The following is a 23,429-nucleotide window of genomic DNA, read 5'->3' on the forward strand; positions in this document are numbered from 1 at the left end:
CTGATGTGCCGACCCTGGATGTGTCTGACGCTTCGGGTAACGAAGACAGCGCCATTGCGCTGGACATCGACGCTGGTCTCACGGATTCCAGTGAAACGCTGACGGTCACGATCTCTGGTGTTCCGGATGGTGCGACCTTGTCAGCGGGTACCGATAATGGTGACGGCACCTGGACACTGGGTTCGGATCAGCTTGAAGGTCTGACGATTACACCGGCTGAGGATTTTAGTGGGTCGTTTGATCTTGGTGTGACGGCGACCTCGGCAGATGGATCGGATGTTGCAACCACGACGGACAGCATTACCGTTGATGTTGCGGGCGTCGCGGACGCTCCGACGCTCGACGTCACTGATGCATCAGGTAGCGAAGATTCCGCCATTGCGTTGAATATTGACGCTGGTCTGGCCGATTCCAGTGAGACTTTGACCATCACCATTGGCGGCGTGCCTGAGGGCGCTGTTCTTTCTGCAGGTACGGACAATGGAGATGGCACTTGGACATTGACCAGTGGAGATCTGGAAGGTCTGAGCGTTACGCCTCCGTCTGATTTCAGCGGCAGTTTTGATCTCGAGATCACCGCAAGCACTCAGGACGGCATCGATATCGCATCAGTCACAGACACTGTGATGGTTGATGTGGCCGGCGTTGCTGATGCTCCGACGCTGGATGTCTCCGATGCATCTGGCAACGAAGACAGCGCCATCGCTCTCGACATTGATGCAGGTCTTACGGATTCCAGCGAAACTATGACGGTCACCATCTCGGGTGTGCCGGATGGCGCGAGCTTGTCGGCGGGTGTCGACAATGGCGACGGCACCTGGACACTGGGTTCGGATCAGCTTGAAGGTCTGACGATTACACCGGCTGAGGACTTCAGTGGTTCGTTTGATTTGGGCGTGACGGCAACCTCGGCTGATGGATCTGATGTTGCGACGACAACTGGTTCTATCACGGTTGATGTAACCGGTGTCGCTGATGCGCCGACCCTTGATGTGTCTGATGCAAGCGGTAACGAAGATAGTGCGATTGCCCTTGATATTGATGCTGGCCTAACCGATAGCTCCGAAACCCTGACGGTCACGATCTCCGGTGTGCCTGATGGTGCGACCTTGTTGGCGGGCACGGATAACGGCGATGGCACCTGGACACTGGGTTCGGATCAGCTTGAAGGTCTGACGATCACGCCGGCTGAAGACTTCAGTGGGTCGTTTGACCTTGGTGTGACGGCTACCTCTGCGGATGGATCGGATGCTGCGACCACGACGGATAGTATCACCGTTGATGTGGCTGGTGTGGCTGACGCACCGACACTCGACGTTAGCGATGCGTCAGGTAACGAAGACAGTGCGATCGCTCTCGACATTGACGCCTCACTCGCTGACAGCTCCGAGACGCTGACTTTGACTATCTCCGGCGTTCCGGAGGGCGCGACCCTATCTGCCGGGACCGACAATGGTGATGGCACGTGGACACTGGGATCGGATCAGCTTGAAGGCCTGACGATCACGCCGGCTGAAGATTTCAGCGGGTCGTTTGATCTTGGTGTGACGGCAACGTCGGCAGATGGTTCGGATGTTGCGACGACGACGGACAGCCTCACGGTGGATGTCGCCGGTGTTGCGGATGCGCCGACCCTCGACGTCAGCGATGCATCCGGCAACGAAGACAGTGCAATTGCATTGGATATCGATGCAAGCCTCACAGATTCCAGCGAGACGCTGACGGTCACGATCTCTGGTGTGCCTGATGGTGCGACCTTGTCCGCTGGCATGGATAACGGTGACGGGACCTGGACGCTGGGTTCAGATCAGCTCGAAGGTCTGTCGATCACGCCGGCTGAAGATTTCAGCGGGTCGTTTGATTTGAGTGTTTCGGCAGCTTCGGCAGACGGTGAAGATGTTGCCAGTGTGAGTGATACGATCACTGTTGATGTCGCGGGCGTTGCAGATGCACCGACTTTGGATGTCAGCGATGCTTCGGGAGCAGAAGACAGCGATATTGCGCTTGATATCACGGCGGGACTTTCTGATGCGTCGGAAGTTCTGTCTGTGACGATTTCCGGTGTGCCGGATGGCGCGAGCCTGTCTGCTGGTACGGATAATGGTGATGGCACCTGGAGCTTGGCGTCAGGAGACCTTGAGGGGCTTACCATTACTCCGGGGGATGACTATTCCGGTTCGTTTGATCTTTCGATCAGTGTGACTTCGACCGATGGGACAGATACGGCGACGATTAGCGATACCATCACCGTGGATATTGGCGGGGTTGCCGATACGCCGACACTTGATGTGTCTGATATCTCGGGCGACGAAGATACGGACATCTCATTGGGTATTGATGCCGGGCTGAGCGACAGTTCCGAAACCCTGACGATTACGGTTTCCGGTGTTCCGGATGGCGCAACCCTGTCGGAGGGGACGAACAACGGCGATGGCACCTGGACTCTGAGCCCGGATGATCTGGAAGGTCTGACAATCACGCCTGCTGATGATTACTCCGGGTCGTTTGATCTTGATATCACGGTGACCTCTTCTGATGGCAGCGACACCAACAGTGTCAGTGACACGATTACTGTTGATGTGGCTGGTGTGGCGGATACGCCAACCCTTGAGGTCGAGGATGCCAGCGGTGACGAAGGAGCAAGCGTTGCCCTTGATATTGATGCGGCGGTCACCGATTCCAGTGAAACGCTGACCGTGACCATCAGTGGCGTGCCCGAAGGTGCAAGCCTGTCGGCCGGGACCGATAATGGTGATGGCACCTGGAGCCTGACACCCGCCCAGTTGTCGGGCCTGACCATAACGGCTGCCAGCGATTATTCCGGCACGTTCGAGCTGACCGTTGCGGTGCAATCGCGCGATGGCGAGGATACGGCGACCACGTCAGCCATTCTTGAAGTCACCTTTGACGAAGTTCAGGACGAAGATGAAGTCATCTGGGACCCGAATGATGATGGTGAGATCGAAACCGGTTCGGGCAATGACACGGTTGGTGGCAATAACGGCGATGACACCATCAGCACCAATGCCGGCGATGATACGATCTGGGCCGGGAATGGCGATGATGTCGTGTATGCGGGCAGCGGTGACGATACCATTCAAGGCGGTGAGGGCCGTAACACCCTTGATGGTGGCACCGGCAACGACTACATCACCGGCGGCAGCGACCGTGACACCATTACTTCCAGTGCCGGGGACAACATTGTCTATGCCGGTGAGGGCCGCAACTATATCGAAACCGGCGCGGGCGATGACAGCCTGTATGCCGGAAGTTCGAATGACACCATTCTGGGCGGCGATGGTGACAACTATGTCAGTGCCGGCGAGGGCCGCAACGACATCACCACCGGCGCCGGGAACGACAGCATCCAGGCCGGAAGCGGTAACGACACGGTAAGTGCCGGTGACGGCGATAACTATATCAATGTCGGCGAAGGCAAGAACACCATCACGTCCGGTCTCGGTGAAGACACCATCATGACCGGATCGGGTGATGACGTGATTGATGCGGGTGACGGCGATAACACCGTCACGGCCGGGGAAGGGCGTAATACCATCGATACCGGCAGCGGCGATGACACCATCACCACAGGAAGCGACAAGGACACGATTTCCGCAGGTGATGGCAATGACAGCATCGATGCTGGCGATGGTCGTAACACCGTCTGGGGCGGGGGTGGAGACGATTCGATCCACGGTGCCTGGGGCGATGACACCTTCTATGGTGGGGATGGTAACGATATCCTCAATGCCGATGGCGGTGATAACGAGTTTGACGGCGGTGCCGGTGACGACACCCTGACGGCCGGTTGGGGAGAAGACACGTTCTTTGGTGGCGCTGGCAACGATACGCTTGATGGTGGAGGCAGTGACGACACCCTTGATGGGGGTGACGGCGATGACAGCCTTCTGGGCGGTGCTGGTGATGACGAGCTGATGGGCGGTGCTGGCAGCGACATGCTGCTGGGCGGCGAGGGTGATGACACTCTGATTGGCGGGATTGGCGATGACAGCCTGTATGGCGGCGGCGGATCCGATCTGTTCATCTTTAATATGGGCGATGGCAATGACCATGTAGATGGCGGTGCCAACGGCTGGACAACCGATACCATCGAATTGCACGGCGTTGGCGGCGGCGATATCGACTCGAGCGACTGGACCCTGGTCCTTGATGAGGGCGAGATCACCAAGAGCAAGGGAAGCGCGTTTGAACTCAGCACCGATTCGTCGGGAACAATCGTGTTTTCTGACGGTTCCGAGTTGACATTCTCCAATGTCGAACGTATCGAGTGGTGACGAATTCACATTTCGGATGCCGTCGGGACGAAATCCCGGCGGCATTGCCGGTTTTCTGGGGGTAAATGCCCTGTCACGAGTTGACAGCAATGGTGTGAAGCCCTATACAGCGGACCTCGAATTTTATCGGATTACCTTATTTAGAACGGAGTAAGTGCAGTGAAGCGCACCTACCAGCCAAGCAAACTCGTACGGAAACGCCGCCACGGCTTCCGTTCCCGCAGCGCGACCGTCGGTGGCCGCCGTGTGCTGACCGCACGCCGCGCCAAGGGCCGCAAGCGTCTGTCGGCCTAATGTTGTGACCGTTTCGGTGGAACGCCTTAAAAAGCGGGCGGAGTTTCTCCGCGTTGCGGGCACCCGCCGGAAATGGGTTACACAGGGATTGATCCTGCAGGGCGCACCGCGGCCGGGGATCAAACCGGACACAGAATACGCCGGTGAAGACCGACTCGCACGAGTCGGGTTTACCGTCACCAAAAAGGTGGGAAAGGCCGTCGTCCGCAATCGCGTTCGGCGGCGTTTGCGTGCTGTGGCAGAGCAATTGATGAGCGAACACGCATTGCCCGGTTGGGATTATGTCGTGATCGGTCGTGCCCAGACCATTGATCGGCCGTTCGATAAGCTGGTTGATGATATGCGTTTTGCCCTGCGTCGGGTTCCTGATGCCAAGCCGTCTGCGCCTGATGCGCGCCGTCCCCGCAAGGGGCGCGCCAACAGCAAGCCAGCCGGTACGACCAAGGCAGGAGGCCCGGGAAAATGACATTCATGCGTGCTCCCGGTTTTTTTGCCCGTCTTCTTCAAATCGCAGTTCGCGGTTATCAGCTGTTTTTATCGCCATATATCGGGTGGTCGTGCCGTTATCAGCCGACCTGTTCGGCTTTCATGCTCGAAGCATTGGCCCGTCATGGTGCATTAAAAGGTGGCTGGATGGGATTTAAACGGATAATGCGTTGCCATCCATGGGGTGGTCATGGTTATGATCCCGTGCCCGGATGTGGCTGCGAACACAACAAAGCGTCGTCGGATGGTGAAAACCGGTCCCCGGCGCTTTCGTCATGTAAATAGAATATGCGGTCGGCGCGCGCTGGCTGAACAAAGCGGAAAGAGGCGATGAACGAACAACGTAACCTGTGGGTAGCAATTGCATCGGCAGTTGTGATTCTTATCGGGTGGCAATTCTTCTTTGCGCCCGAGCCTGATCCTCAGGTTCGTGAAGCGCAGGTTCGCGAACAGCTGAATGCGGACGGAACAAACACCCCGCAGGTCTCCAGCCCGGCCGTTCCAGGCGGACAGCCCGCCGTTCCGGCAGTCAAGCGCGAAGACGCGCTGGCCAAGTCGCCGCGTATCAAGATTGATACCCCGCGTGTCGAAGGTTCGATTCGTCTTGTTGGCGGTGTGATCGACGATATCCAGCTTCAGGATTATCGCGAGACCGAAGAAGACGACAGCCCGCTGATCCACGTTCTGAACCCGACTGGCAGCAATGATGCCTATTTCGCGGAGTTCGGTTGGGTTGGTGCGAAAAGCGGCATGACGCTTCCCAACAGCGATACCGAATGGACCGCAAGCAGTGAATTGCTGACACCGGACAGCCCGGTCACCCTGTCCTGGGACAACGGCGAAGGCCTGACCTTCAAGCGCGAAATCGCGATTGACGAGAACTATCTGTTCACCGTCAATCAGTCGGTCGTCAACAATACGGGCGGCGATGTCGTTCTGTATCCCTATGGCCTGATTTCGCGCAAGAACAAGCCGCAGACTGCCGGTTTCTATATTCTGCACGAAGGTCCGCTTGGCGTGATCGACGGCACCCTGACCGAGATCGACTATGACGATCTGGCAGATGATGGTGCGGTCGAGCAGAAAACCACTGGTGGCTGGCTGGGTATTACCGACAAATACTGGCTGGTGGCACTTGCCCCGTCTTCGGACGAGGAAATGACCACGCGCTTTAGCCACCATGTCGCGGACAATGCCGACAAGTATCAGACAGATTATCTTGGTGCGCCGCGCACCATTGCATCGGGATCTGAAGGCGGGGCCGAAACCCGTCTGTTCGCCGGTGCAAAGGAAGTCACCCTGCTTGATACCTATGCCGAGGATTACGGGATCACCAACTTCGATCTCGCGATTGACTTTGGCTGGTTCTACTTCCTGACCAAGCCGTTCTTCCTGTTCTTGCAGTATCTCTATCATCTGGTTGGCAACTTTGGTGTCTCGATCCTGATCATCACGGTCATCATCAAGGCGATCATGTTCCCGCTGGCCAACAAGTCGTACAAATCGATGAGTGCGATGAAAAAGCTGCAGCCGCAGATCACCGAGATGCGCGAGAAGTTCAAGGATGATCGTCAGCGTCAGCAGCAGGAAATGATGGCGCTCTATAAGCGTGAGAAGATCAACCCGGCGTCCGGCTGTTTGCCGATTATCGTTCAGATCCCGGTGTTCTTTGCGCTCTACAAGGTTCTGTTTGTCAGCATCGAGATGCGCCATGCGCCGTTCTTTGGCTGGATTCAGGATCTGTCGGCACCGGATCCGACGTCGCTGTTCAACCTGTTTGGTTTGATCCCGTGGGATCCGCCGCAAATGCTGATGATCGGTATCTGGCCGTTGATCATGGGTCTTACCATGTATCTGCAGCAGAAACTGAACCCGGCCCCGGCTGATCCGACCCAAGCGAAGATCATGATGTTTCTGCCGTTCATCTTTACCTTCATGCTGGCAAGCTTCCCGGCAGGCCTGGTGATTTACTGGGCATGGAACAACCTGCTGTCGATCGCACAGCAGCGCTACATCATGTACAAGATGGGGATTTAATCCCCATCTACCCCTTCACGGGTTGACCTTCCCTTCGGGGAGAATCCCCGATCCATCGGGGAAGGAAAGACGATGACACAAGAAAACCTGCCGTCGGCAACTGCCATTCCGACGCATGAAGACTCAGTGATCGAAGCCGGGCGGAAGCTTTTTAGCCGCCCGGTTAACTTCGTTCTTGGCGTGGCCCAGCTTGAACAGCTGCCGCCGGAGGACAAAACCGAGATCTGTTTTGCCGGTCGTTCGAACGTGGGCAAGTCCAGCCTGATCAATGCGATCACCGGGCGCAAGGACATTGCCCGCACGTCGAACACACCCGGTCGTACCCAGCAGCTGAACTATTTCGATCTGGATGGTGCATGCTATGTCGTGGATTTGCCGGGCTATGGCTTTGCCCAGGCCCCAAAGGATATCGTTGATACCTGGCATGCGCTGATCAAACAGTATCTGCGCGGGCGGGTAACGCTTCGCCGCGTGTTTGTTCTGATCGATTCCCGGCATGGCTTTAAAAAGGCCGATCAGGATATGATGAAGCTGCTTGATGAGGCCGCGGTGCCGTATCAGGTTGTGCTGACCAAGGCAGACAAGCTAAAAAAAGGGCAGCTTGAAAAACGCATAAAGGAAGTAGTCGACGGGTTGGTCAAGCACCCGGCTGCTCTGCCGCAGATTTTTGCGACTTCAAGCGAGAAAAATACCGGACTTGCCGAACTGCGCGCAGAGATTTCAACGCTGCTTTAGAAACGGCGCCCGCAAAGAGCGATAATATGGGGAAGTGACATGAACGAAGAAATCCGTTCTGAAGAAGACCAGTCGGAAGCCAGCGCATACCGCATGCTGGCACGTGCGAAAGTACTCTCCGAGGCTCTTCCCTTTATGCGCCGATTTAACGGCCAGAAAATTGTCGTCAAATATGGCGGTCATGCGATGGGCGATCCGGAACTGGCGCGTTTGTTCGCCCAGGACATGGTGCTGCTCAAACAGGTTGGCATGAACCCGATTGTGGTGCATGGCGGCGGGCCGCAGATTGGTCAGATGCTCAAGCAGCTTAACATCCAATCGGAATTCATCGACGGCCTGCGCGTGACCGATCAGCAGACCATCGACGTCGTCGAAATGGTGCTGGCGGGCAAGATCAACAAGGAAATCGTCTCAAACATCAATGCCGCTGGCGGCGTTGGTGTCGGCCTGTGTGGCAAGGATGCGCATCTGATTACAGCACGCAAGCTGACGCGTACCAAGCGTGATCCGGAAAGCAATATCGAGAAGGTTCTTGATCTCGGCTTTGTCGGTGAACCGGCAACCGTCAATCCGCATGTTCTCGATTGCTTTATTGATACCGACATCATTCCGGTGATCTCGCCAATCGGTGTGGGTGAAGACGGACAGACATATAATATCAACGCTGATACGGCCGCCGGCGCGATCGCCAAGGCCGTTGGGGCAAGTCGTCTTTACATGCTGACCGATGTAAAAGGGATCCTTGATCAGGATAAAAACCTTGTACGGGACGCCGACACCGCCCACATCAACGCTATGATTGCGGACGGAACCATTCAGGGCGGGATGATCCCGAAAACGGAAACCTGCATGGATGCCGTGGAAAACGGGGTCGAAGCCGCTGTGATCGTTGATGGGCGTGCACCGCATGCAGTTCTGCTTGAGCTGTTCACCGAACGCGGTGCCGGCACGATGATCCGGGGTGACTAAAGGTCTGTAATCGTCCGACACTTTCGGTTAGTCCAATTCGACGTATATCTGGCTCCGCTGGGCAATTTGGGGTATGTTGAGGCCAATTGGTATGCGGTTGACGCGTAACATATTGACTTTGTTGGTAAAACACGAGTCCGGGGCACCCGTTGTGACCACAGCGGACGGACGAACAGATATCCCGTCATTGGGATTATGCTGACGCAACTCTCAAGGCGCTGCGCGAACGTGGCCTGCTTCCGACACCCGAACTTTATCATGTCTGGTTTGTCTATTTTGCCGAAGAAAACCCGGAAATCCTTCGGGTCATCGATGCAGTGCGCGCAAGTGGCGAAGACCTGGCCCAAGACACCCTTTTGCAGCTTCATTACCGCTATATCTTTGATCGGCAAGCCGCAGACCTCCTGCAGTGCGGGATGGAAGATTTCTCCGAGCTTGTCGAGGACAGCGACGAATGCCTGACCACAGCGCGCAGCGGTTTGCAGAACTATGGGGCATTGCTTGGGCGGTCGCTTGAGACGCTTAAGGACAACGAACAGGTCAGCCCGGTTCTGAGCGAAGTGATAGAACAGACCGATCAGATGCAGCAAACCGTTGAAGGATTGCATCAACGTCTTGATCGCTATCTTGGCAAGGTCGAACGGCTGCAGCGCGAACTCGAAGAAACCCGTGAGCGGTCCTATACCGATGGCCTGACGCGCGTTTCCAACCGCATGTATTTCGAAGAACAGCTCAATCAGCTTGTTGCCGAACATGATTCCAACATAAAGGCCGAGCCGTTCTGTGTGATGATTGTCGACCTTGACCAGTTCAAGGCGGTCAATGACCGGTTTGGTCATCGCATCGGCGATGAAATCCTTGTTCTGATGGCATCCATGCTCAAAGCCAACATCAAGGGCCGCGATGTTGTCGCCCGCTATGGTGGGGACGAGTTCGCCATCCTTTTGCCCCAGACGCCGCTGGCCGATGCCATGGTTCTGGCAAGCGATATGAGCAAACACATCGCCGCACGTGAAATCAAGTCAAAGCAGTCGGGCATTTCATTTGGCCAGATGACCGTTTCGGTCGGTGTTGCTGAATATGTTGCCAATGAAGGTGGGGCGAAATTGATCGACCGCGCGGACCGGGCGCTGTAACGGGCCAAGAATGAAGGTCGTAACCGCAACTGCGCGGCGTAATCGACGATTTCCAACCTTTGATGCGCACGGCCTGCGATGATTTGCGCGCCCTTTGCATGTGTGCCATGAAGGGCGCGGGCTTGCATTGAAGAGTTCAAAAGCGTATGTAACCAGCGCCCGGCAAGGATAGATGTCCTTGCCGGGCGTTCCGCACTTGCCGCATCCCTTTTGATTTGTGCGGGCGGAAATATTCCCGAATTCGAACTTTGGATCGCAAAAGGCCGAGCATGAAAGAGCCGCGCGTCGTCACATTTGGTTGTCGCCTTAACACCTATGAATCCGAGGTGATGCGCGACCATGCCAAAACGGCCGGGCTTGATGATGCGATTATCATCAATACCTGTGCGGTCACGACCGAGGCCGAACGCCAGGCCCGTCAAAGCATTCGCCGTCTGCGGCGTGAGAACCCGGACGCGAAGATTTTCGTGACCGGATGCGCGGTTCAGGTCAATCCCGACAAGTTCGCCAATATGGGCGAGATCGACCGTATCTTTGGCAACGATGCCAAAATGAAGGCCGAAACATTTGCCATGCCCGATCATGAACGTGTTGTCGTCAACGACATCATGTCGGTCGAGGAAACGGCAAGTCATCTTGTGTCTGGCTTTGAAGGGCGTGCACGCGCCTTTGTGCAGGTCCAGAACGGCTGCGATCATCGTTGCACGTTCTGCATCATTCCGTTTGGGCGCGGGAATTCCCGCAGTGTCCCGATGGGCGAGATCGTCAGTCAGGTACGCGAGCTGGTGGCCAATGGCTATGGCGAGGTGGTTCTGACCGGTGTCGATATCACGTCCTATGGTCATGATCTGCCGGGCCAGCCGACGCTGGGCCAGATGTCGCGCCGTCTTCTGGCACAGGTGCCCGAACTGCCACGCCTGCGCATTTCATCAATTGACCCGGTCGAGGTCGACGAAGACCTGTTTCGTCTGATCGAGACAGAGCCGCGTTTGATGCCGCATATGCATATCAGCCTGCAGGCCGGTGATGACATGGTGCTTAAACGCATGAAGCGTCGTCACTTGCGTCAGGACGTGGTCGATTTCTGCAAAAAGGTCCGTGATCTGCGCCCGGATGTAACGTTTGGCGCCGATATCATTGCCGGTTTCCCGACCGAGACCGATGAAATGGCGGAAAACACCCTGCGTCTGGTCGATGAATGCGGCCTGATTTATCTGCATGTGTTCCCGTATTCCTCGCGCCCAGGCACGCCGGCCGCCAAAATGCCGCAAGTGCCCAAGGACCTGCGCAAGGAACGCGCAAGTGCCCTTCGCGAGGCAGGGGATGTTCAGCTTAACAAGTTCCTGCAATCGCGGATCGGGATGGTCGAGAATGTGTTGGTCGAAAAGGAAAATACCGGCCATACGGAGCATTTTGCTCCCGTTCTGCTGGATCGCGTGATAGAAGCGGGCACAATAGCCAAGGCCAAGGTAACCGGCCTTGAAGATGGAAAACTGATTGCGGAGCTTGCGGGATGAGTGAAGAGGGGAAAAAAAGCTGGTTTAGCCGCCTGAAAGACGGGCTGAAACGGTCCTCCTCAAAACTGACAACCGGGATTTCCGATATCTTCACCAAGCGCCGTCTGGATGATGATGCGCTTGAGGAATTCGAAGATCTTCTGATTACGTCCGACCTTGGTGTCACGACCGCTGCGAAACTGAGCGCGGAACTGGCCAAGACCCGGTTCGACAAGGAAGTCGATTCCGCCGAAATCCAGGAATTCATTTCCGAAGAAGTCGCCAAAATCCTTGATCCGGTGGCCAAGCCGCTGGTGATTGATGCCAATAAGAAACCGCACGTGGTGCTGGTTGTCGGTGTTAACGGATCGGGTAAGACCACGACGATCGGCAAGCTTGCCAAAACCTATAAGGATCAGGGCCTTAAGGTCATGATGGCGGCGGGTGATACATTCCGTGCCGCCGCGGTTGAGCAGCTTATCGTCTGGGGGGAGCGTACCGATTGCCCGGTGGTCGCGCGCGAAACCGGTGCGGATGCCGCAGGTCTGGCATTTGACGCAATTGAGCAGGCCCAGCGCGAAAATTATGACCTTCTGCTGATTGATACGGCCGGGCGCCTTCAGAACAAGGCGCATCTGATGGATGAGCTTAAAAAGATCGTCCGCGTGATCAAGAAGCGCGATGAAACGGCCCCGCATGACACCCTTCTGGTGCTGGATGCCACCACCGGTCAGAACGCCCATTCACAGGTCGAAACCTTTGGCGAGGCCACGGATGTTTCGGGCCTGATCGTGACCAAGCTTGATGGCACGGCAAAGGGCGGCGTCGTCGTCGCACTGGCCGAGAAGTTCGGCAAGCCGGTACACGCGATTGGCGTCGGCGAAGCGGCCGAGGATCTGCGCCCGTTCGAAGCCAAATCCTTTGCCCGTAGTCTTGCCGGTCTTGAAGACTGACCAATCAGCGCTATCTGCGGCAGATTAAGGTGCCCGGAACCCTTTGGGCTTAAAGAAATCAAGGAGCGACTTCGTCACCACGAAGTCGCTCCTTTTGTATTAAATCTGGGCGTATCCACCATCGACGAAGACTTCACTGCCTGTCATGAAGCTGCTGTCATCAGACGCAAGAAATGCAGCGACAGCGGCAACCTCGGCAGGGTCTCCCATGCGGTCAAGTGCAGTGCCGTTGCTCAGGCCTTGGATGATTTCCGGGGTTAGCAACTCTGCAATCTTGTCGGTTTGGGTCGGTCCCGGGCTTAGGACATTTACGCGAATGGACGTCCCGCGCAGGTCTTGCGCCCAACTCCGCACAAGGTTGCGAACAGCTGCTTTTGATGCGCTATAGATGCTCATCGCTGGCGTTCCCATTACCCCGGTTGTGGAGCCGGTCAAAATAACCGAACTTCCGGGCTTCAGGAGTGGCAGGGCCTTCTGCACGGTAAATACAGTCCCTTTGACGTTGATATCGAACGTGTAGTCAAAGTGTTTCGAGGTGATTTCGCCAAGGGGTACGAGCTCCCCAACGCCGGCATTGGCAAATACGACATCAAGCGTTTCACGTTCCGTCCGGATGGTCTCAAAGACGTGATCCAGATCTTCTGGCTTTGTGATATCGGCTTGAAGCCCGCGAACAGAGCCACCGATTTCTGCAACTGCGGCATCAATGACGTCTTTGCGACGGCCTGAAATATAGACAAAGGCACCTTCGGCGACGAAACGCTTGGCAGATGCGAGGCCGATGCCGCTTGCGCCGCCGGTAATCAGAACAGTCTTTCCTGTGAGTTTGGTCATCTTTCTGGTCTCCGAAATTAGGGTTGACCAAAACGATATGGATGAACATACTTTTTAACAAGTATGCACCTTTTAGTAAGTACTATGGCAAACAGTAAAGAAGCAGCAGCTCAACCCTTCATATGTGGCCTTGATGCCGCCTTGCGGGTGATCGGTGGAAAGTGGAAGCCGTTGATTTTGTTCTTCTTGGCCAAGGAGCCAAGAAGATATGGCGAATTGAAGCGGTGTGTTCGCGGCGTCAGCGACAAAATGTTGATCCAGCATCTCAAAGAGCTGGAAAATGATGGCGTTGTTGTGCGCACCGATTATCAGGAAATCCCGCCGCGCGTGCTTTACGAGCTTTCACCGTTCGGGTTCAGCCTGGCGAATGCCTTGGTGCCGCTGTGCAGTTGGGGCGAGGAAAACGCTGATATCATAGGGGAAAACCTGAATGCCAAATCTAAAGGTTGAGCATCAGGCAGGCACGTAAGACCGTGACCGACTGCCGGTTTCGACTCGGTTTTTGGGCGATGTCCCAAAAAAAGCAGCCCGTTGGGCTGCTTTTGTCTTTTTTAGAGTTGCTTGAGAATGTCGTTCAGCCGTTGATGAAGATCATCGGTTACACGGTGGAGCTCGCGAATGGGACCACCGATCTCATCGGGTAGTTTGTCGGCTGGAAGTTTGTCGATCTCGCTCGACAAAAGCTCAGCCTTGTTTTTGACGCCATTGGCAAGCCGCGTATCGGCATTGCCCAGCAACCAACCCATCACCTTGTCGCGGAGCTCTTCAAGATTTTGAAGATCCGGGTCGGGCGAGGCTGCATTGATCCCATATGGGCGCAGGCCCAGTTCAAGCTGTCGTGCAATGCTGCGCAGGTTGCCGGCACTGTCATGACACAGCGCCTTAAGCTCGGCATTTTGGGCCACCGGATAGATCGCCTCAAGGCGCAAGGCGAAATCGACCGTGTCGCGCATGACATCATTGATTTCGTCTTGCTGTGGCAGGGTTTTGCCATCTGAACTGCCGTCGCCTTCGATCTGATCGACAAAGCTGTTGGGGGCAAAGACGGGCAGCACGCCAGCATGGATGGAAAACAGGGCGGGCAGTTTCCCGATGATTTCGCCATCGGCCAGAATGGGGGCACCTTCTTCGCCCTCGACCTTGATGGCGTCGCACTGCATGGTGGTGGCATAGCTGCTGTCATCGACAGAGCCGAATAAAAGTTCGGCCGCGATATCAAGACCGCTTAGCGTATCGACGCTGTCGCGGATGGCAAACATGTGCAAAAGACCATCTTCCGGGCTTTTGGTTTCACTGGGGCGCAAACCACCACCGAAATACCGGCCATTGGTGATCGTCACCTGACGCAATTTCATGTTCTGCGGTGCTTCGTCGCCACAGGTAATCGTCAGGTCGAGTGGATCCATTTCATGCCAGCTTTGCCAGTTGGCAACCGCATAGCTGATCGCGCCCAAGGTGCGTTTAAGGTCCGGGTTAATGCGTTTGCGCGCATCTGCTGGCACTCCGATGCTGGCCGCATTCACAAAGCTTTTGTCATTGACGCTGCCGATATCAAGCATGCGGATCTGGCCATGAATGGCGGCGCGGGCCGCATCAATCAGGTCATCGGGCAGGGTCAATGTGCGGGCAAAATCGTTGGCAGTGCCAAGCGGCACGGGGATCAGAACCACCTTGTTGGCAATAACCGTATCAAGAACGGCGTTAATCGTGCCGTCACCGCCGCCAACGGCAACAATGTCGCCGGGTGCGCATGCGCTGTTGATCTGGTCCTTGATGGCGTCGGGGTCGTCACACAGGGTCAGCTCGGTCTTGTAACCGGCATCCTCGAACACAGTGCGGAGCGGCTGCGCACCGTTGCCGCGCCAGTCTTCAGGCAGTTTTGCCTTGGTCAGCAGCAGGTGAACCTTACCAGTCAGATCAGAGCTTTTCATGACGTTGCACCTTTGTTGTATAGGGCACAAAAAAGAACCGGCGCCCGCAGGCGCCGGTTTATCACATCATAGCTGGATGATCACGAGATCGTTGCACGCAACATCCAGGCTGCTTCTTCGTGGACACCGATCCGCTCGGTCAGCATGTCGGCGGTCTTGACGTCGTCGACATCTTCGGCGGCGGCAACGCCATCGCGAAGCAGACGGGCCATCTTCTCGTGATCTTCGACCAGTTCCTTGACCATGTCGTCGGTGGCAAGAAGCTTGGTCTGATCCGAGATCACCGAGTTTTCCATCATCTCGCTCAGGCCGGTCGGCGCTGCAAAGCCAATTGCACGAATGCGTTCTGCCATATCGTCAATTGCCGTATTGAGATCTTCGTAATGCTCCTCGGTCATTTTATGGAGCGAATAGAAGGTCGGGCCAACCACGTTCCAGTGAACGCCACGAATTTTGGCATACAGTACATGCGACGATCCAACGATCTGCGTCAGCATTTTCGCCAGTTCGCGACGATCCTTGCGGTCCACGCCGGTCTCGACGGGAAATTCCTTCGCAACGGTCTGCATACTGCTATGTGCCATAACTAAAACTCCTTTTGTTTACTGCGCGCCCGTGAAATCGGTTTGCGCATTCTAACTGCGCTGTACCCCGCTTCGTTGGTGGGCGCTTGGGAATGTAACGTCACGTTCTCAAAAAGGTTCCACGAAATAAAATCACCTTAATCGGAACATTCTTTCGAACCGCCCGTTGTGATGGGTAAGCAGCGCGCAAGTAATTGTGCTGTGTTTATTAAACAAGGAGGTTGTGATGTTGAACAAGAATATGCTGATGATCGGTACTGTACTTATGTCTGTTTCGGTAGCGGCTCCGGCCTATGCCGGGTCCGATGCATCTAACACGATGGCAACCGACGATGCGGTAGAGTCCGATGTCAACAAGCTGGGTAATGAAATTGCCGCCCAGTATGAAGAAGCCAAGGACTTTACGTTCGAACAGAAAGAAGATTTTCTTGCCTGGGTCGATAGCAAGTCAGAGCAGCTCGGCGAACAGTATGACGATGTTTCCGCAGAAGTCGAAAATGACAGCGAGGAAGCCGTCGAAGAACTGGCCGAAGCTTGGGACAGCGCAAGCGACGAGCTGAGCGATGCGCTTGAGGATGCCCAAGAGGCATCTGCGGACACCTGGGAAGATGTGAAGGCCAACACTGTAAGTGCGCTTGAAGATGCGCAGAAGGCCATCTCGGACAATCAGACCGCTGAATAAGACGTCACAACCTGAACTCGGCGCCTGACGTCCGAGGTTAGCAGCCCGCCCGGCTTCGGGCGGGCTGCTTTTTGTTTGGGAAATCTAGGAACAGGCAATGTCGCGCGATCAAAAAAAATCAGAACAGCCGATAAAACGCGCAGTCGATTATGCGCAAACCCGACTTGCGAAACTCGCAGAAGGCCGCAAGGGGCTGGGCGGGATCTCCGTCGCGTCATTCCTTGAAACCACCATTATTCCGATTCCGATCGAAGTCATTGTGGCCCCGATCATGGCGGCATCGCGCAAGCGCGGCTTTATTGTTGCCACCGTGACATTGGCGGGCAGTGTACTTGGTGCGCTGGCACTTTATCTTCTGGCCTGGGTGCTGTTTGATGAATTTGCCCAGCCTTTGATTGATATGGTCGGCGGTCAGCAGCAATTTGATGATCTTGAAGCCCAGTTCCAGGAGGGCGGCTTCTGGGTTGTCTTTGCCATCAGCATAACGCCCGTCCCGATGCAGATTGCAGCGCTGGCGGCGGGGGCGGCGTCCTATCCATTCTGGCTGTTTTTGATTGCGATTACCGCATCACGTGCGCTGCGATATTATGGATTGTGGGTGCTGGTTCTTGGCTTTGGGGCCGGAATCGCCAAGATATTCGAGGGCAAAAAGCCGGATCTGAACGGTAAAAACGCCTGAAGCTGACCCAAATCATCGATGAAAAACAAAAAGGCCCAGCATTTTGCTGGGCCTTTTTGTTGGGGAAATCATTTTTTTATTCCGGCTCAATCCGGAAATCGCTGGTGCTTTTGCCATCGGTATCGGGATCTTCTATGTCCTCAGCGACCAAACCGCGACGAATTAGTTCGCGGATTGCGGCAGCGCGCGTCGGCATCCGATGGTCAAATCGCCAGTCATCAATGACCTTAAGCTCGTCATCATCAAGCATGATTTGGAGCTTTTCTGTTCTTTTCGACGTCGGCACGTAGGGTTTCCTGTCAATTACAGCGGTTCTCAGAACCGTCTGAAGCCATTGAAAATCAAAGCGTTCAAGAATTTTGGAGTAAGTTACGTTACCGCTGTTTGTTCCATAACACAACCATCTTGCTGAATATCTGTCAGTTCGATCGCTGATGTAAGTAATGTAAAGTAATCATAAGTGGTAATGCAGGTATAATGATGAAGTGAATTACGTTGTGTAAAGTAAGTTTGTTCCTTGTGTTGTGTAGTCTATGTGTCTTCCTTGTGTTGCCTAAGTAGAGCATACGATTTTTCTTTTCTTTTTATTTTGGTTTGTTACGGTCAGCTCATCCGAACAAGGAGGTTGTGATGTCTGAACAAGTGATGAACGAAATCGAAGATCATGTCCCTGCACTGCGCCGTCATGCGTATCGCCTGACCGGCAGCACCGATATGGCGCAGGACCTGGTCCAGGACACGCTGTTGAAAGCCATCAGCAAAAAGGACCAGTTCGAAGAAGGCACCAGCCTTAAAGCCTGGTTGCACCGTATTCTCTTCAACACGTTCATTTCCGGAAAACGTCGTGAAAAGACACGCGGCCCGCAGGTCGACTGGGATGACCTTGGCGATGTCTATGGTCATGGCAGCAATCAGATGGCGCGCTTGCAGCTTCGTGACGCGGACCGTGTTCTCGAAGAGCTACCCGAACAGGAACGCGAAGCCATCATGATGACGGCTGTTGATGATGTGTCCTATCAGGATGCAGCTGACCAGATGTCCGTTGAAATCGGGACGGTCAAATCCCGCGTTGGCCGCGCACGCCGTAAATTGCGCGCTTCGGTTGGTCGAATCGAAGCCCGTGAACACGCATCACGTTATGTCTCGGAGGCAGCATGATATGAGCCCAGTTCTTGCGATATATGGCAAAGATCACATTCTTGGCTATGTACGCGGGACGCTTGAAGACGACGAAGAAAAACAGGATATCGAAAGTCTGGTCGAGAGTGACCCACGTGCTGCGAAGATTGTGCTTGAGTTGGAGTCTGCCGAATTAGGTGACCCATGGGCACTTGATGAAGCTGTGCAACGAAGATTGAAAAAGTTGCAGGAGCTAGCGGACGAGCACCGATATTCTGGTGTGATGCTAGGGGGCGGTCGAATAGACCATGCATCAAATTGAATTGACATAAATGACCAATGGTCATATAAAGATTGCACATCAGGGTTGATCGTCTTTTCCCTCAACGTCTAAGGCCCTTCCCTGAAATTGCCGAAACCGTCCCCCGGTTTCGGCATTTTTTTTGTCTGCGTTTCCGAGCTGTGATGATTTCAGCGGGGCGTTGTGCTGAACAGGCGGTCGGTTATGATGGGCTCCGCAAAACTGTCATTTGGAATTTTTGAAAATAACTCCGACATATTGTGCATAAGCTTCTGAAACTTCCGGGAAAGGTTTGGTTTGATATCCTTTCGATTGTCTCAAATCCGGCGTTTTGACGTCTGGATTGAAAGAGGTCACAAAGTTTTCGGTTGTCAGAAGACGGGCGGGCGGTGATAAATCTCTCGCTCCAAGGGCTTTTGTCATTGATCCGTCGCTGTTTTATGCTGCGTGATCTGGCAAGAGACCCAAACAACAATAACAAAAAGGAGCATCCAATATGGTTTCTGAAGTCCACGGATCGGTACGCGATCTGTTTGAATTTACCGACGCTGACAAGGCACTTGCGCGCATCAAGGATATTTATGCGACCGGTGCCAATGCCGTCCAGGAGGCCTTTAACCGTTTCGGTCAAGGCCAGCAATCTTCCCCGGTACGTGCCTATTACCCGTATCTCGGCATCGAAGTGCCGCCCGAAAAGCTGCATGTTGAAAGCACGCTGTCATTTGGCGCACCGCGCGATCCGGGTGTTTATGGCACGACCCTGACCCGACCGGATCTGTTTGAAGAATATTACCGCGAGCAGATCGAACTTCTGCTTAAAAACCATGACGTTCCGGTCGTGGTAGGTGTATCGGACCGTCCGATCCCGCTGCCGTTCATGGTTGAAACCGCAACCGACAGCATCGGGCCGAACGACATCCGTCCGATGCAGCTGATCTTTGATATGCCCGATCTGGCACGCACCGACGATGATATCGCCAATGGCGTTCATTACGGATCAAATGCCACGCCCGGACCAAAGCCGCTGTCGCTGTTTTCGGGGGAACGTGTTGATTACTCGCTGGCGCGTTTGCGTCATTACACGGCAACGGCACCCGAACATTTCCAGAAGTTCGTCCTGTTCACCAACTATCAGCGCTATGTCGATGAATTCATCGAATTCGCCAAGGAACAGCTTGAAGACCCCAAAAGCCCTTATGTCGCGTTTGTCGAACCGGGGCCGAAGGTCAGCGTGCGCAAAAACGCACCGAAGGGCTGGGTGGAAAGAGGTGAGGCGGTCAAGCAACTGCCGCAAATGCCGTCCTATCACCTGATCCGTGAAGACGGTCTTGGTGTGACGCTGGTCAATATCGGGGTTGGTCCGTCAAACGCCAAAACGGCGACGGACCATATCGCCGTGCTGCGCCCGCATTGCTGGTTGATGCTCGGTCACTGTGCCGGTTTGCGACGCAGCCAGTTGCTTGGGGATTATGTTCTGGCCCACGGTTATGTCCGTGATGACCATGTACTTGATTCCGACCTGCCGCTGTGGATTCCGGTGCCGCCGATTGCCGAGGTGCAAGTGGCCCTTGCGGACTCGGTCACCAAGATCACCGGTCTTAAGGGCCGTGAAATGAAGGCCCGTATGCGTACCGGCACGGTGGCCACCACCGATAACCGGAACTGGGAATTGCGATACAGCGAATTGTTTGTCCGCCTTAACCAGTCGCGTGCGATTGCGGTCGACATGGAAAGTGCGACCATTGCTGCCAATGGGTTCCGGTTCCGTGTGCCATACGGCACGCTCTTGTGCGTGTCGGACAAGCCGGTGCACGGCGAGTTGAAATTGCCGGGTATGGCCAACAATTTCTATCGCCAGCGCATTGGCCAGCATTTGCAGGTCGGGCTTGATACGATTGATACGCTCCGTCAGGACGTCAATCAGCTCCATTCCCGCAAACTGCGCTCCCTAGACGAGCCCGCCTTCCGCTAGGACGATGTCTGGCGAAACGTCTGGACGTTAAAAGCAAAACCCCGCCTGTGGTAAAATGCCGCAGGCGGGGTTTTGTTATGAAAATGTGACGAATGCCTGCGGGGCCGCTTTTGGCTTTGCCGCCTTAAAGTGATTGCGTATGGTCAGGCAAAATCAGGGTAGGGCAGGAAAACACATGCCAAACGCGACGCCAGGAAACGATACCGCAAACAGTTCAACTGACAATCGAGCCCCAAGCTTGCCGGATGGCGGGATTAGTCTTTGGCAGATTTTCCTGATTTTCCTGCGCCTTGGTCTGACCAGCTTTGGCGGACCCGTTGCCCATATCGGCTATTTCCGAGAAGAATTTGTCGCACGCCGAAAATGGCTCAGCGATGCCCGCTATGCCGATCTGGTCGCCCTGTGCCAGTTTGCACCGGGCCCGGCGAGCTCGCAGGTCGGGATGGGCATTGGCATGGCGCTGGGTGGATTGCGTGGATCCTTGGTCGCCTGGCTCGGCTTTACCATGCCATCCGCCGTTGTTCTGGCCATCCTTGGCATGACGTTTGTCGGATTTGATCTTGGCAGTGTCGAAGGGATTATTCGCGGCCTTAAGCTTGTGGCGGTTGGTGTGGTCGTGCATGCGCTTTTGGGGATGGCGCGCAGCCTCTGTCCGGATATGCCGCGCGCGATCCTTGCGGTTCTGGCGGCTGCGATCATGATTGCCAGTGATACGGTGATGGCACAATTCGCCGTCATCCTGGGCGGAATGGTTGCCGGCTTCTTGTTGCTGAAAAACAAAGTAGGCGAAGATTCCGATCCCGGTCACGCGCCGCGCTCGGCCAAGGGTGCGGTTGTTGCCCTAGTGGTGTTCTTCGCCTTGCTTGTCCTTTTGCCGGTTCTTGCCAGGTTTGATCCGACCGGTCTTTTTGCTGTCATTGACGGGTTTTATCGCAGTGGCGCGCTGGTGTTTGGCGGCGGGCATGTTGTCTTGCCCCTGCTGCAAAATGCGGTTGTGGCGCCGGGCTGGGTAGATGCCGAAACATTCCTGGCTGGTTACGGCGCAACGCAGGCCGTGCCCGGCCCAATCTTTACCTTTGCGGCCTATCTCGGTGCGGCCCTGCATACCGGTTCAGGTGGAACCGGGTTGGCGGTCAGTGCCCTGACCTCACTGGTTACGTTGGTCGCGATCTTTTTGCCGGCATGGCTGTTGGTGGTCGGGCTTTTGCCATTCTGGGATCGCGTGCGTCATATTGCATCGATGCGGGCCGGATTGATGGGGGTGAACGCCGCGGTTGTCGGCCTTTTGGCCGCGGTGCTTTATGATCCGATCTGGACCGGCGCCATTCTTGATGTGTTTGATATTGGCTGTGTGGTGCTGGTCTTTGCCATTCTGCAATGGCGGATCGTGCCGGTCTGGGCCGTGGTTGGTACCGGTGCTGTGATCGGTTATCTGGTCGGGGTTTTGTGACGCGCGCGGCCTTGATCAGCCGTCAGTGGCCTCGACGGGCGCGTCCGCACTATCGGGTTCCGGGGTATCGGTCGGCATGTTGGCTTTGTCCGGGAATACGGCACTCAGCTCGCTGATGAACTGGCGCAGATCAAATGCACTGCGTTTGCGTGTGACGCCAAACCGCACGATCACCAGATCACGCGACGGAATAACCGTCAGGGATTGTCCATCATGACCAAGCGAGAAAAAGGCATCCTCGGGCAGTTGGGTGATGTCTTCGCGCGGCATGCCATCCTCATCCCGGCTGCCGGGCAGATCTAGCCACCAATGCGCTCCATACAAACCATGCGGGTCTTCTGCCGCCGGGCTGGTCGAATACCCCACCCAACCTTCGGGCAGCAGACGTTCATCGTTCCATACGCCATCCTGCAGGAACAGCTGCCCGATCTTGGCCCAGTCGCGCGCCGATGCATGCATGAAGCTTGAAGCGATAAAATACCCTTCCGGGTCGGTTTCGATCACCGCACTGCTCATGCCCAGCGGGCGGAACAGAAGTTCCGTCGGGCGGCTGAGATAGGTTGTGCGTGAACCGCTCAGATTGCGGATCGCAGCCGAAAGGATGTTACTGGCCCCGGAATTATAGGAAAACTCACTGCCCGGCGTGTTTTCAAGCGGTTTGGAAACAGCAAATCCGGCGGCAGCGGGTTCGATAAACAGCATCTGCACCACATCCGATAACGGATTGGCATAGCTTTCATCAAACTCAAGGCCGCTTCGCATGCGCAGCAGATCATCGTAATTGATGGTTGCGCGCGGGTCGCCCGGTTCTGCCTGCCATTCATTGATCAGGACCGGGTCCTGAAGATCGGCAATCATGCCTTCGAACCGCATGCGCCCCAGAATGACGTTGAACACGCTTTTGGTCATCGACCAGCCCGGAAGCGGTGTATCGGCCGTAATCCCCTCAGCATAGCGTTCGGCGACCACTTTGCCATCATGCAGGATAACAACTGCACGCGTTCGGCGTTCGGGATGCAATCCCGGCTCATCCATGACATCAAACAGGATGTTGTTAAGTTCCCTGCGATCGACATTGGCCGGAAGGGATGCGGGCAGAAGCGGGCGCGCCTCAACCGGTTTCATCACCGGCGTTGCGTTGCGCAACTGTGCGATATGCTCGGCATCATCGGCCAGTGTGCAGCCAAGGTTCGGGCGATAAACCGCAAAACGTTTGCGAAAGCCGAAAGCGTGCGCACTGATGGTCTGATTGCGCAAATCGACATTGGTGGTGATCAGCGATAACAGGGGATTATTGTCCGCAAGAACATCGACTTCGCGTGCACGCGTCGATGTCAGGCCATTTACGAAAATGGCGGAACACATGATCTTGGCACTATAGGCCGCCCCGACGGGGGCCAGCCAGATAAAGAAAACAGCAAGAACAGACAGGCCGATCAATATCAGTCCGATAAAGATGGCCTTGATCCACTGCAT

23 protein-coding genes are annotated in these 23,429 nt (G+C 55.4%); 17 read left to right on the forward strand and 6 right to left on the reverse strand.

Translation table 11 applies throughout. The features are described from left to right. The 10 genes from ACXAIA_RS15940 to ftsY all read left to right on the forward strand — a co-directional run. The coding region (locus ACXAIA_RS15940) for a beta strand repeat-containing protein (protein WP_475350193.1) at positions 1-4,295 on the forward strand (4,295 nt) is incomplete at its 5' end. A 159-nt stretch (positions 4,296-4,454) separates the two neighbouring features. After that, on the forward strand, positions 4,455-4,589 hold the full coding sequence (gene rpmH, locus ACXAIA_RS15945) for a 50S ribosomal protein L34 (RefSeq protein WP_007091264.1): 135 nt from the start codon (positions 4,455-4,457) through the stop codon (positions 4,587-4,589). Between the two features lie 16 nt (positions 4,590-4,605). Then, entirely contained in the window at positions 4,606-5,055 is a 450-nt protein-coding gene (gene rnpA / locus ACXAIA_RS15950) for a ribonuclease P protein component (RefSeq protein WP_475350294.1), read from the forward strand. Positions 5,056-5,060: 5 nt separating this feature from the next. Further along, complete coding sequence (yidD, locus tag ACXAIA_RS15955) at positions 5,061-5,360, forward strand: membrane protein insertion efficiency factor YidD (RefSeq protein WP_475350194.1); 300 nt, start codon at positions 5,061-5,063, stop codon at positions 5,358-5,360. Positions 5,361-5,405: 45 nt separating this feature from the next. Then, positions 5,406-7,112 carry a membrane protein insertase YidC gene (gene yidC, locus ACXAIA_RS15960; RefSeq protein WP_475350195.1) on the forward strand — a complete coding sequence of 569 codons (1,707 nt, stop codon included), beginning with the start codon at positions 5,406-5,408 and terminating at the stop codon, positions 7,110-7,112. A 72-nt stretch (positions 7,113-7,184) separates the two neighbouring features. After that, positions 7,185-7,847, forward strand: coding sequence for a ribosome biogenesis GTP-binding protein YihA/YsxC (gene yihA / locus ACXAIA_RS15965; RefSeq protein WP_475344721.1), 663 nt, complete (start codon positions 7,185-7,187; stop codon positions 7,845-7,847). A gap of 39 nt (positions 7,848-7,886) precedes the next feature. Continuing rightward, positions 7,887-8,816, forward strand: coding sequence for an acetylglutamate kinase (gene argB / locus ACXAIA_RS15970; RefSeq protein ID WP_475344723.1), 930 nt, complete (start codon positions 7,887-7,889; stop codon positions 8,814-8,816). Between the two features lie 317 nt (positions 8,817-9,133). After that, a complete protein-coding gene (locus ACXAIA_RS15975) occupies positions 9,134-9,952 on the forward strand; it encodes a GGDEF domain-containing protein (RefSeq protein WP_475350196.1) in 819 nt (272 codons plus the stop codon). Between the two features lie 269 nt (positions 9,953-10,221). Next, the gene (gene mtaB, locus ACXAIA_RS15980; RefSeq protein WP_475350197.1) at positions 10,222-11,469 is read left to right on the forward strand and encodes a tRNA (N(6)-L-threonylcarbamoyladenosine(37)-C(2))-methylthiotransferase MtaB; all 1,248 of its coding nucleotides are present in this window, start codon (positions 10,222-10,224) and stop codon (positions 11,467-11,469) included. Next, positions 11,466-12,401, forward strand: coding sequence for a signal recognition particle-docking protein FtsY (gene ftsY / locus ACXAIA_RS15985; RefSeq protein ID WP_475350198.1), 936 nt, complete (start codon positions 11,466-11,468; stop codon positions 12,399-12,401). Before mtaB ends, ftsY begins: the two co-directional genes overlap by 4 nt. Positions 12,402-12,500: 99 nt before the next feature. Here ftsY and ACXAIA_RS15990 read toward each other — a convergent pair whose 3' ends face one another. After that, a complete protein-coding gene (locus tag ACXAIA_RS15990; protein ID WP_475350199.1) occupies positions 12,501-13,235 on the reverse strand; it encodes an SDR family NAD(P)-dependent oxidoreductase in 735 nt (244 codons plus the stop codon). 84 nt (positions 13,236-13,319) lie between these two features. Between ACXAIA_RS15990 and ACXAIA_RS15995 the strand changes: the two genes are divergently transcribed. Further along, positions 13,320-13,685 (forward strand): winged helix-turn-helix transcriptional regulator, encoded by a 366-nt coding sequence (locus ACXAIA_RS15995; protein WP_475350200.1) that lies wholly within the window; start codon positions 13,320-13,322, stop codon positions 13,683-13,685. A 101-nt stretch (positions 13,686-13,786) separates the two neighbouring features. Here ACXAIA_RS15995 and ACXAIA_RS16000 read toward each other — a convergent pair whose 3' ends face one another. Next, positions 13,787-15,166, reverse strand: a complete 1,380-nt coding sequence (locus tag ACXAIA_RS16000) for a diacylglycerol/lipid kinase family protein (RefSeq protein WP_475350201.1) — start codon at positions 15,164-15,166, stop codon at positions 13,787-13,789. A gap of 80 nt (positions 15,167-15,246) precedes the next feature. After that, the gene (locus ACXAIA_RS16005; protein ID WP_475350202.1) at positions 15,247-15,750 is read right to left on the reverse strand and encodes a Dps family protein; all 504 of its coding nucleotides are present in this window, start codon (positions 15,748-15,750) and stop codon (positions 15,247-15,249) included. A 226-nt stretch (positions 15,751-15,976) separates the two neighbouring features. On the opposite strand from ACXAIA_RS16005, the gene ACXAIA_RS16010 reads away from it, so the two are divergent. Beyond that, complete coding sequence (locus ACXAIA_RS16010; protein WP_475344735.1) at positions 15,977-16,432, forward strand: hypothetical protein; 456 nt, start codon at positions 15,977-15,979, stop codon at positions 16,430-16,432. Positions 16,433-16,529: 97 nt separating this feature from the next. Then, complete coding sequence (locus tag ACXAIA_RS16015) at positions 16,530-17,111, forward strand: YqaA family protein (RefSeq protein ID WP_475350203.1); 582 nt, start codon at positions 16,530-16,532, stop codon at positions 17,109-17,111. Between the two features lie 76 nt (positions 17,112-17,187). On the opposite strand, the gene ACXAIA_RS16020 is transcribed toward ACXAIA_RS16015, so the two are convergent. Further along, positions 17,188-17,397 (reverse strand): hypothetical protein, encoded by a 210-nt coding sequence (locus ACXAIA_RS16020; protein WP_475350204.1) that lies wholly within the window; start codon positions 17,395-17,397, stop codon positions 17,188-17,190. Between the two features lie 344 nt (positions 17,398-17,741). Here ACXAIA_RS16020 and ACXAIA_RS16025 point away from each other — a divergent pair, with 344 nt between their 5' ends. Then, the gene (locus ACXAIA_RS16025) at positions 17,742-18,269 is read left to right on the forward strand and encodes a sigma-70 family RNA polymerase sigma factor (RefSeq protein WP_475344740.1); all 528 of its coding nucleotides are present in this window, start codon (positions 17,742-17,744) and stop codon (positions 18,267-18,269) included. Between the two features lies 1 nt (position 18,270). Continuing rightward, a complete protein-coding gene (locus tag ACXAIA_RS16030; protein WP_475350205.1) occupies positions 18,271-18,552 on the forward strand; it encodes a hypothetical protein in 282 nt (93 codons plus the stop codon). A gap of 204 nt (positions 18,553-18,756) precedes the next feature. Here ACXAIA_RS16030 and ACXAIA_RS16035 read toward each other — a convergent pair whose 3' ends face one another. After that, positions 18,757-18,954 (reverse strand): hypothetical protein, encoded by a 198-nt coding sequence (locus tag ACXAIA_RS16035; protein WP_475350206.1) that lies wholly within the window; start codon positions 18,952-18,954, stop codon positions 18,757-18,759. 73 nt (positions 18,955-19,027) lie between these two features. Here ACXAIA_RS16035 and ACXAIA_RS16040 point away from each other — a divergent pair, with 73 nt between their 5' ends. Both ACXAIA_RS16040 and chrA read left to right on the forward strand, forming a co-directional pair. Further along, the gene (locus ACXAIA_RS16040) at positions 19,028-20,503 is read left to right on the forward strand and encodes an AMP nucleosidase (RefSeq protein ID WP_475350207.1); all 1,476 of its coding nucleotides are present in this window, start codon (positions 19,028-19,030) and stop codon (positions 20,501-20,503) included. A gap of 175 nt (positions 20,504-20,678) precedes the next feature. Beyond that, entirely contained in the window at positions 20,679-21,953 is a 1,275-nt protein-coding gene (chrA, locus tag ACXAIA_RS16045) for a chromate efflux transporter (RefSeq protein WP_475350208.1), read from the forward strand. 15 nt (positions 21,954-21,968) lie between these two features. Here chrA and ACXAIA_RS16050 read toward each other — a convergent pair whose 3' ends face one another. Further along, positions 21,969-23,429: a serine hydrolase domain-containing protein gene (locus ACXAIA_RS16050; protein WP_475350209.1), complete on the reverse strand. Its 1,461-nt coding sequence runs from the start codon at positions 23,427-23,429 to the stop codon at positions 21,969-21,971.

It is taken from the genome of Thalassospira sp. ABL2_045, from assembly GCF_056161285.1.

Coding starts and splice junctions, on each gene's coding strand:
- ACXAIA_RS16050 (WP_475350209.1), bottom strand. CDS start 23,429: ATGCAGTGGATCAAGGCCATCTTTATCGGACTGATATTGATCGGCCTG.
- ACXAIA_RS16025 (WP_475344740.1), top strand. CDS start 17,742: ATGTCTGAACAAGTGATGAACGAAATCGAAGATCATGTCCCTGCACTG.
- argB (WP_475344723.1), top strand. CDS start 7,887: ATGAACGAAGAAATCCGTTCTGAAGAAGACCAGTCGGAAGCCAGCGCA.
- mtaB (WP_475350197.1), top strand. CDS start 10,222: ATGAAAGAGCCGCGCGTCGTCACATTTGGTTGTCGCCTTAACACCTAT.
- yihA (WP_475344721.1), top strand. CDS start 7,185: ATGACACAAGAAAACCTGCCGTCGGCAACTGCCATTCCGACGCATGAA.
- ACXAIA_RS16035 (WP_475350206.1), bottom strand. CDS start 18,954: ATGACAAAAGCCCTTGGAGCGAGAGATTTATCACCGCCCGCCCGTCTT.
- yidC (WP_475350195.1), top strand. CDS start 5,406: ATGAACGAACAACGTAACCTGTGGGTAGCAATTGCATCGGCAGTTGTG.
- ACXAIA_RS16005 (WP_475350202.1), bottom strand. CDS start 15,750: ATGGCACATAGCAGTATGCAGACCGTTGCGAAGGAATTTCCCGTCGAG.
- ACXAIA_RS15995 (WP_475350200.1), top strand. CDS start 13,320: ATGGCAAACAGTAAAGAAGCAGCAGCTCAACCCTTCATATGTGGCCTT.
- ACXAIA_RS16010 (WP_475344735.1), top strand. CDS start 15,977: ATGTTGAACAAGAATATGCTGATGATCGGTACTGTACTTATGTCTGTT.
- ACXAIA_RS16030 (WP_475350205.1), top strand. CDS start 18,271: ATGAGCCCAGTTCTTGCGATATATGGCAAAGATCACATTCTTGGCTAT.
- chrA (WP_475350208.1), top strand. CDS start 20,679: ATGCCAAACGCGACGCCAGGAAACGATACCGCAAACAGTTCAACTGAC.
- ACXAIA_RS15990 (WP_475350199.1), bottom strand. CDS start 13,235: ATGACCAAACTCACAGGAAAGACTGTTCTGATTACCGGCGGCGCAAGC.
- ACXAIA_RS16000 (WP_475350201.1), bottom strand. CDS start 15,166: ATGAAAAGCTCTGATCTGACTGGTAAGGTTCACCTGCTGCTGACCAAG.
- ACXAIA_RS16040 (WP_475350207.1), top strand. CDS start 19,028: ATGGTTTCTGAAGTCCACGGATCGGTACGCGATCTGTTTGAATTTACC.
- ACXAIA_RS16015 (WP_475350203.1), top strand. CDS start 16,530: ATGTCGCGCGATCAAAAAAAATCAGAACAGCCGATAAAACGCGCAGTC.
- yidD (WP_475350194.1), top strand. CDS start 5,061: ATGCGTGCTCCCGGTTTTTTTGCCCGTCTTCTTCAAATCGCAGTTCGC.
- ftsY (WP_475350198.1), top strand. CDS start 11,466: ATGAGTGAAGAGGGGAAAAAAAGCTGGTTTAGCCGCCTGAAAGACGGG.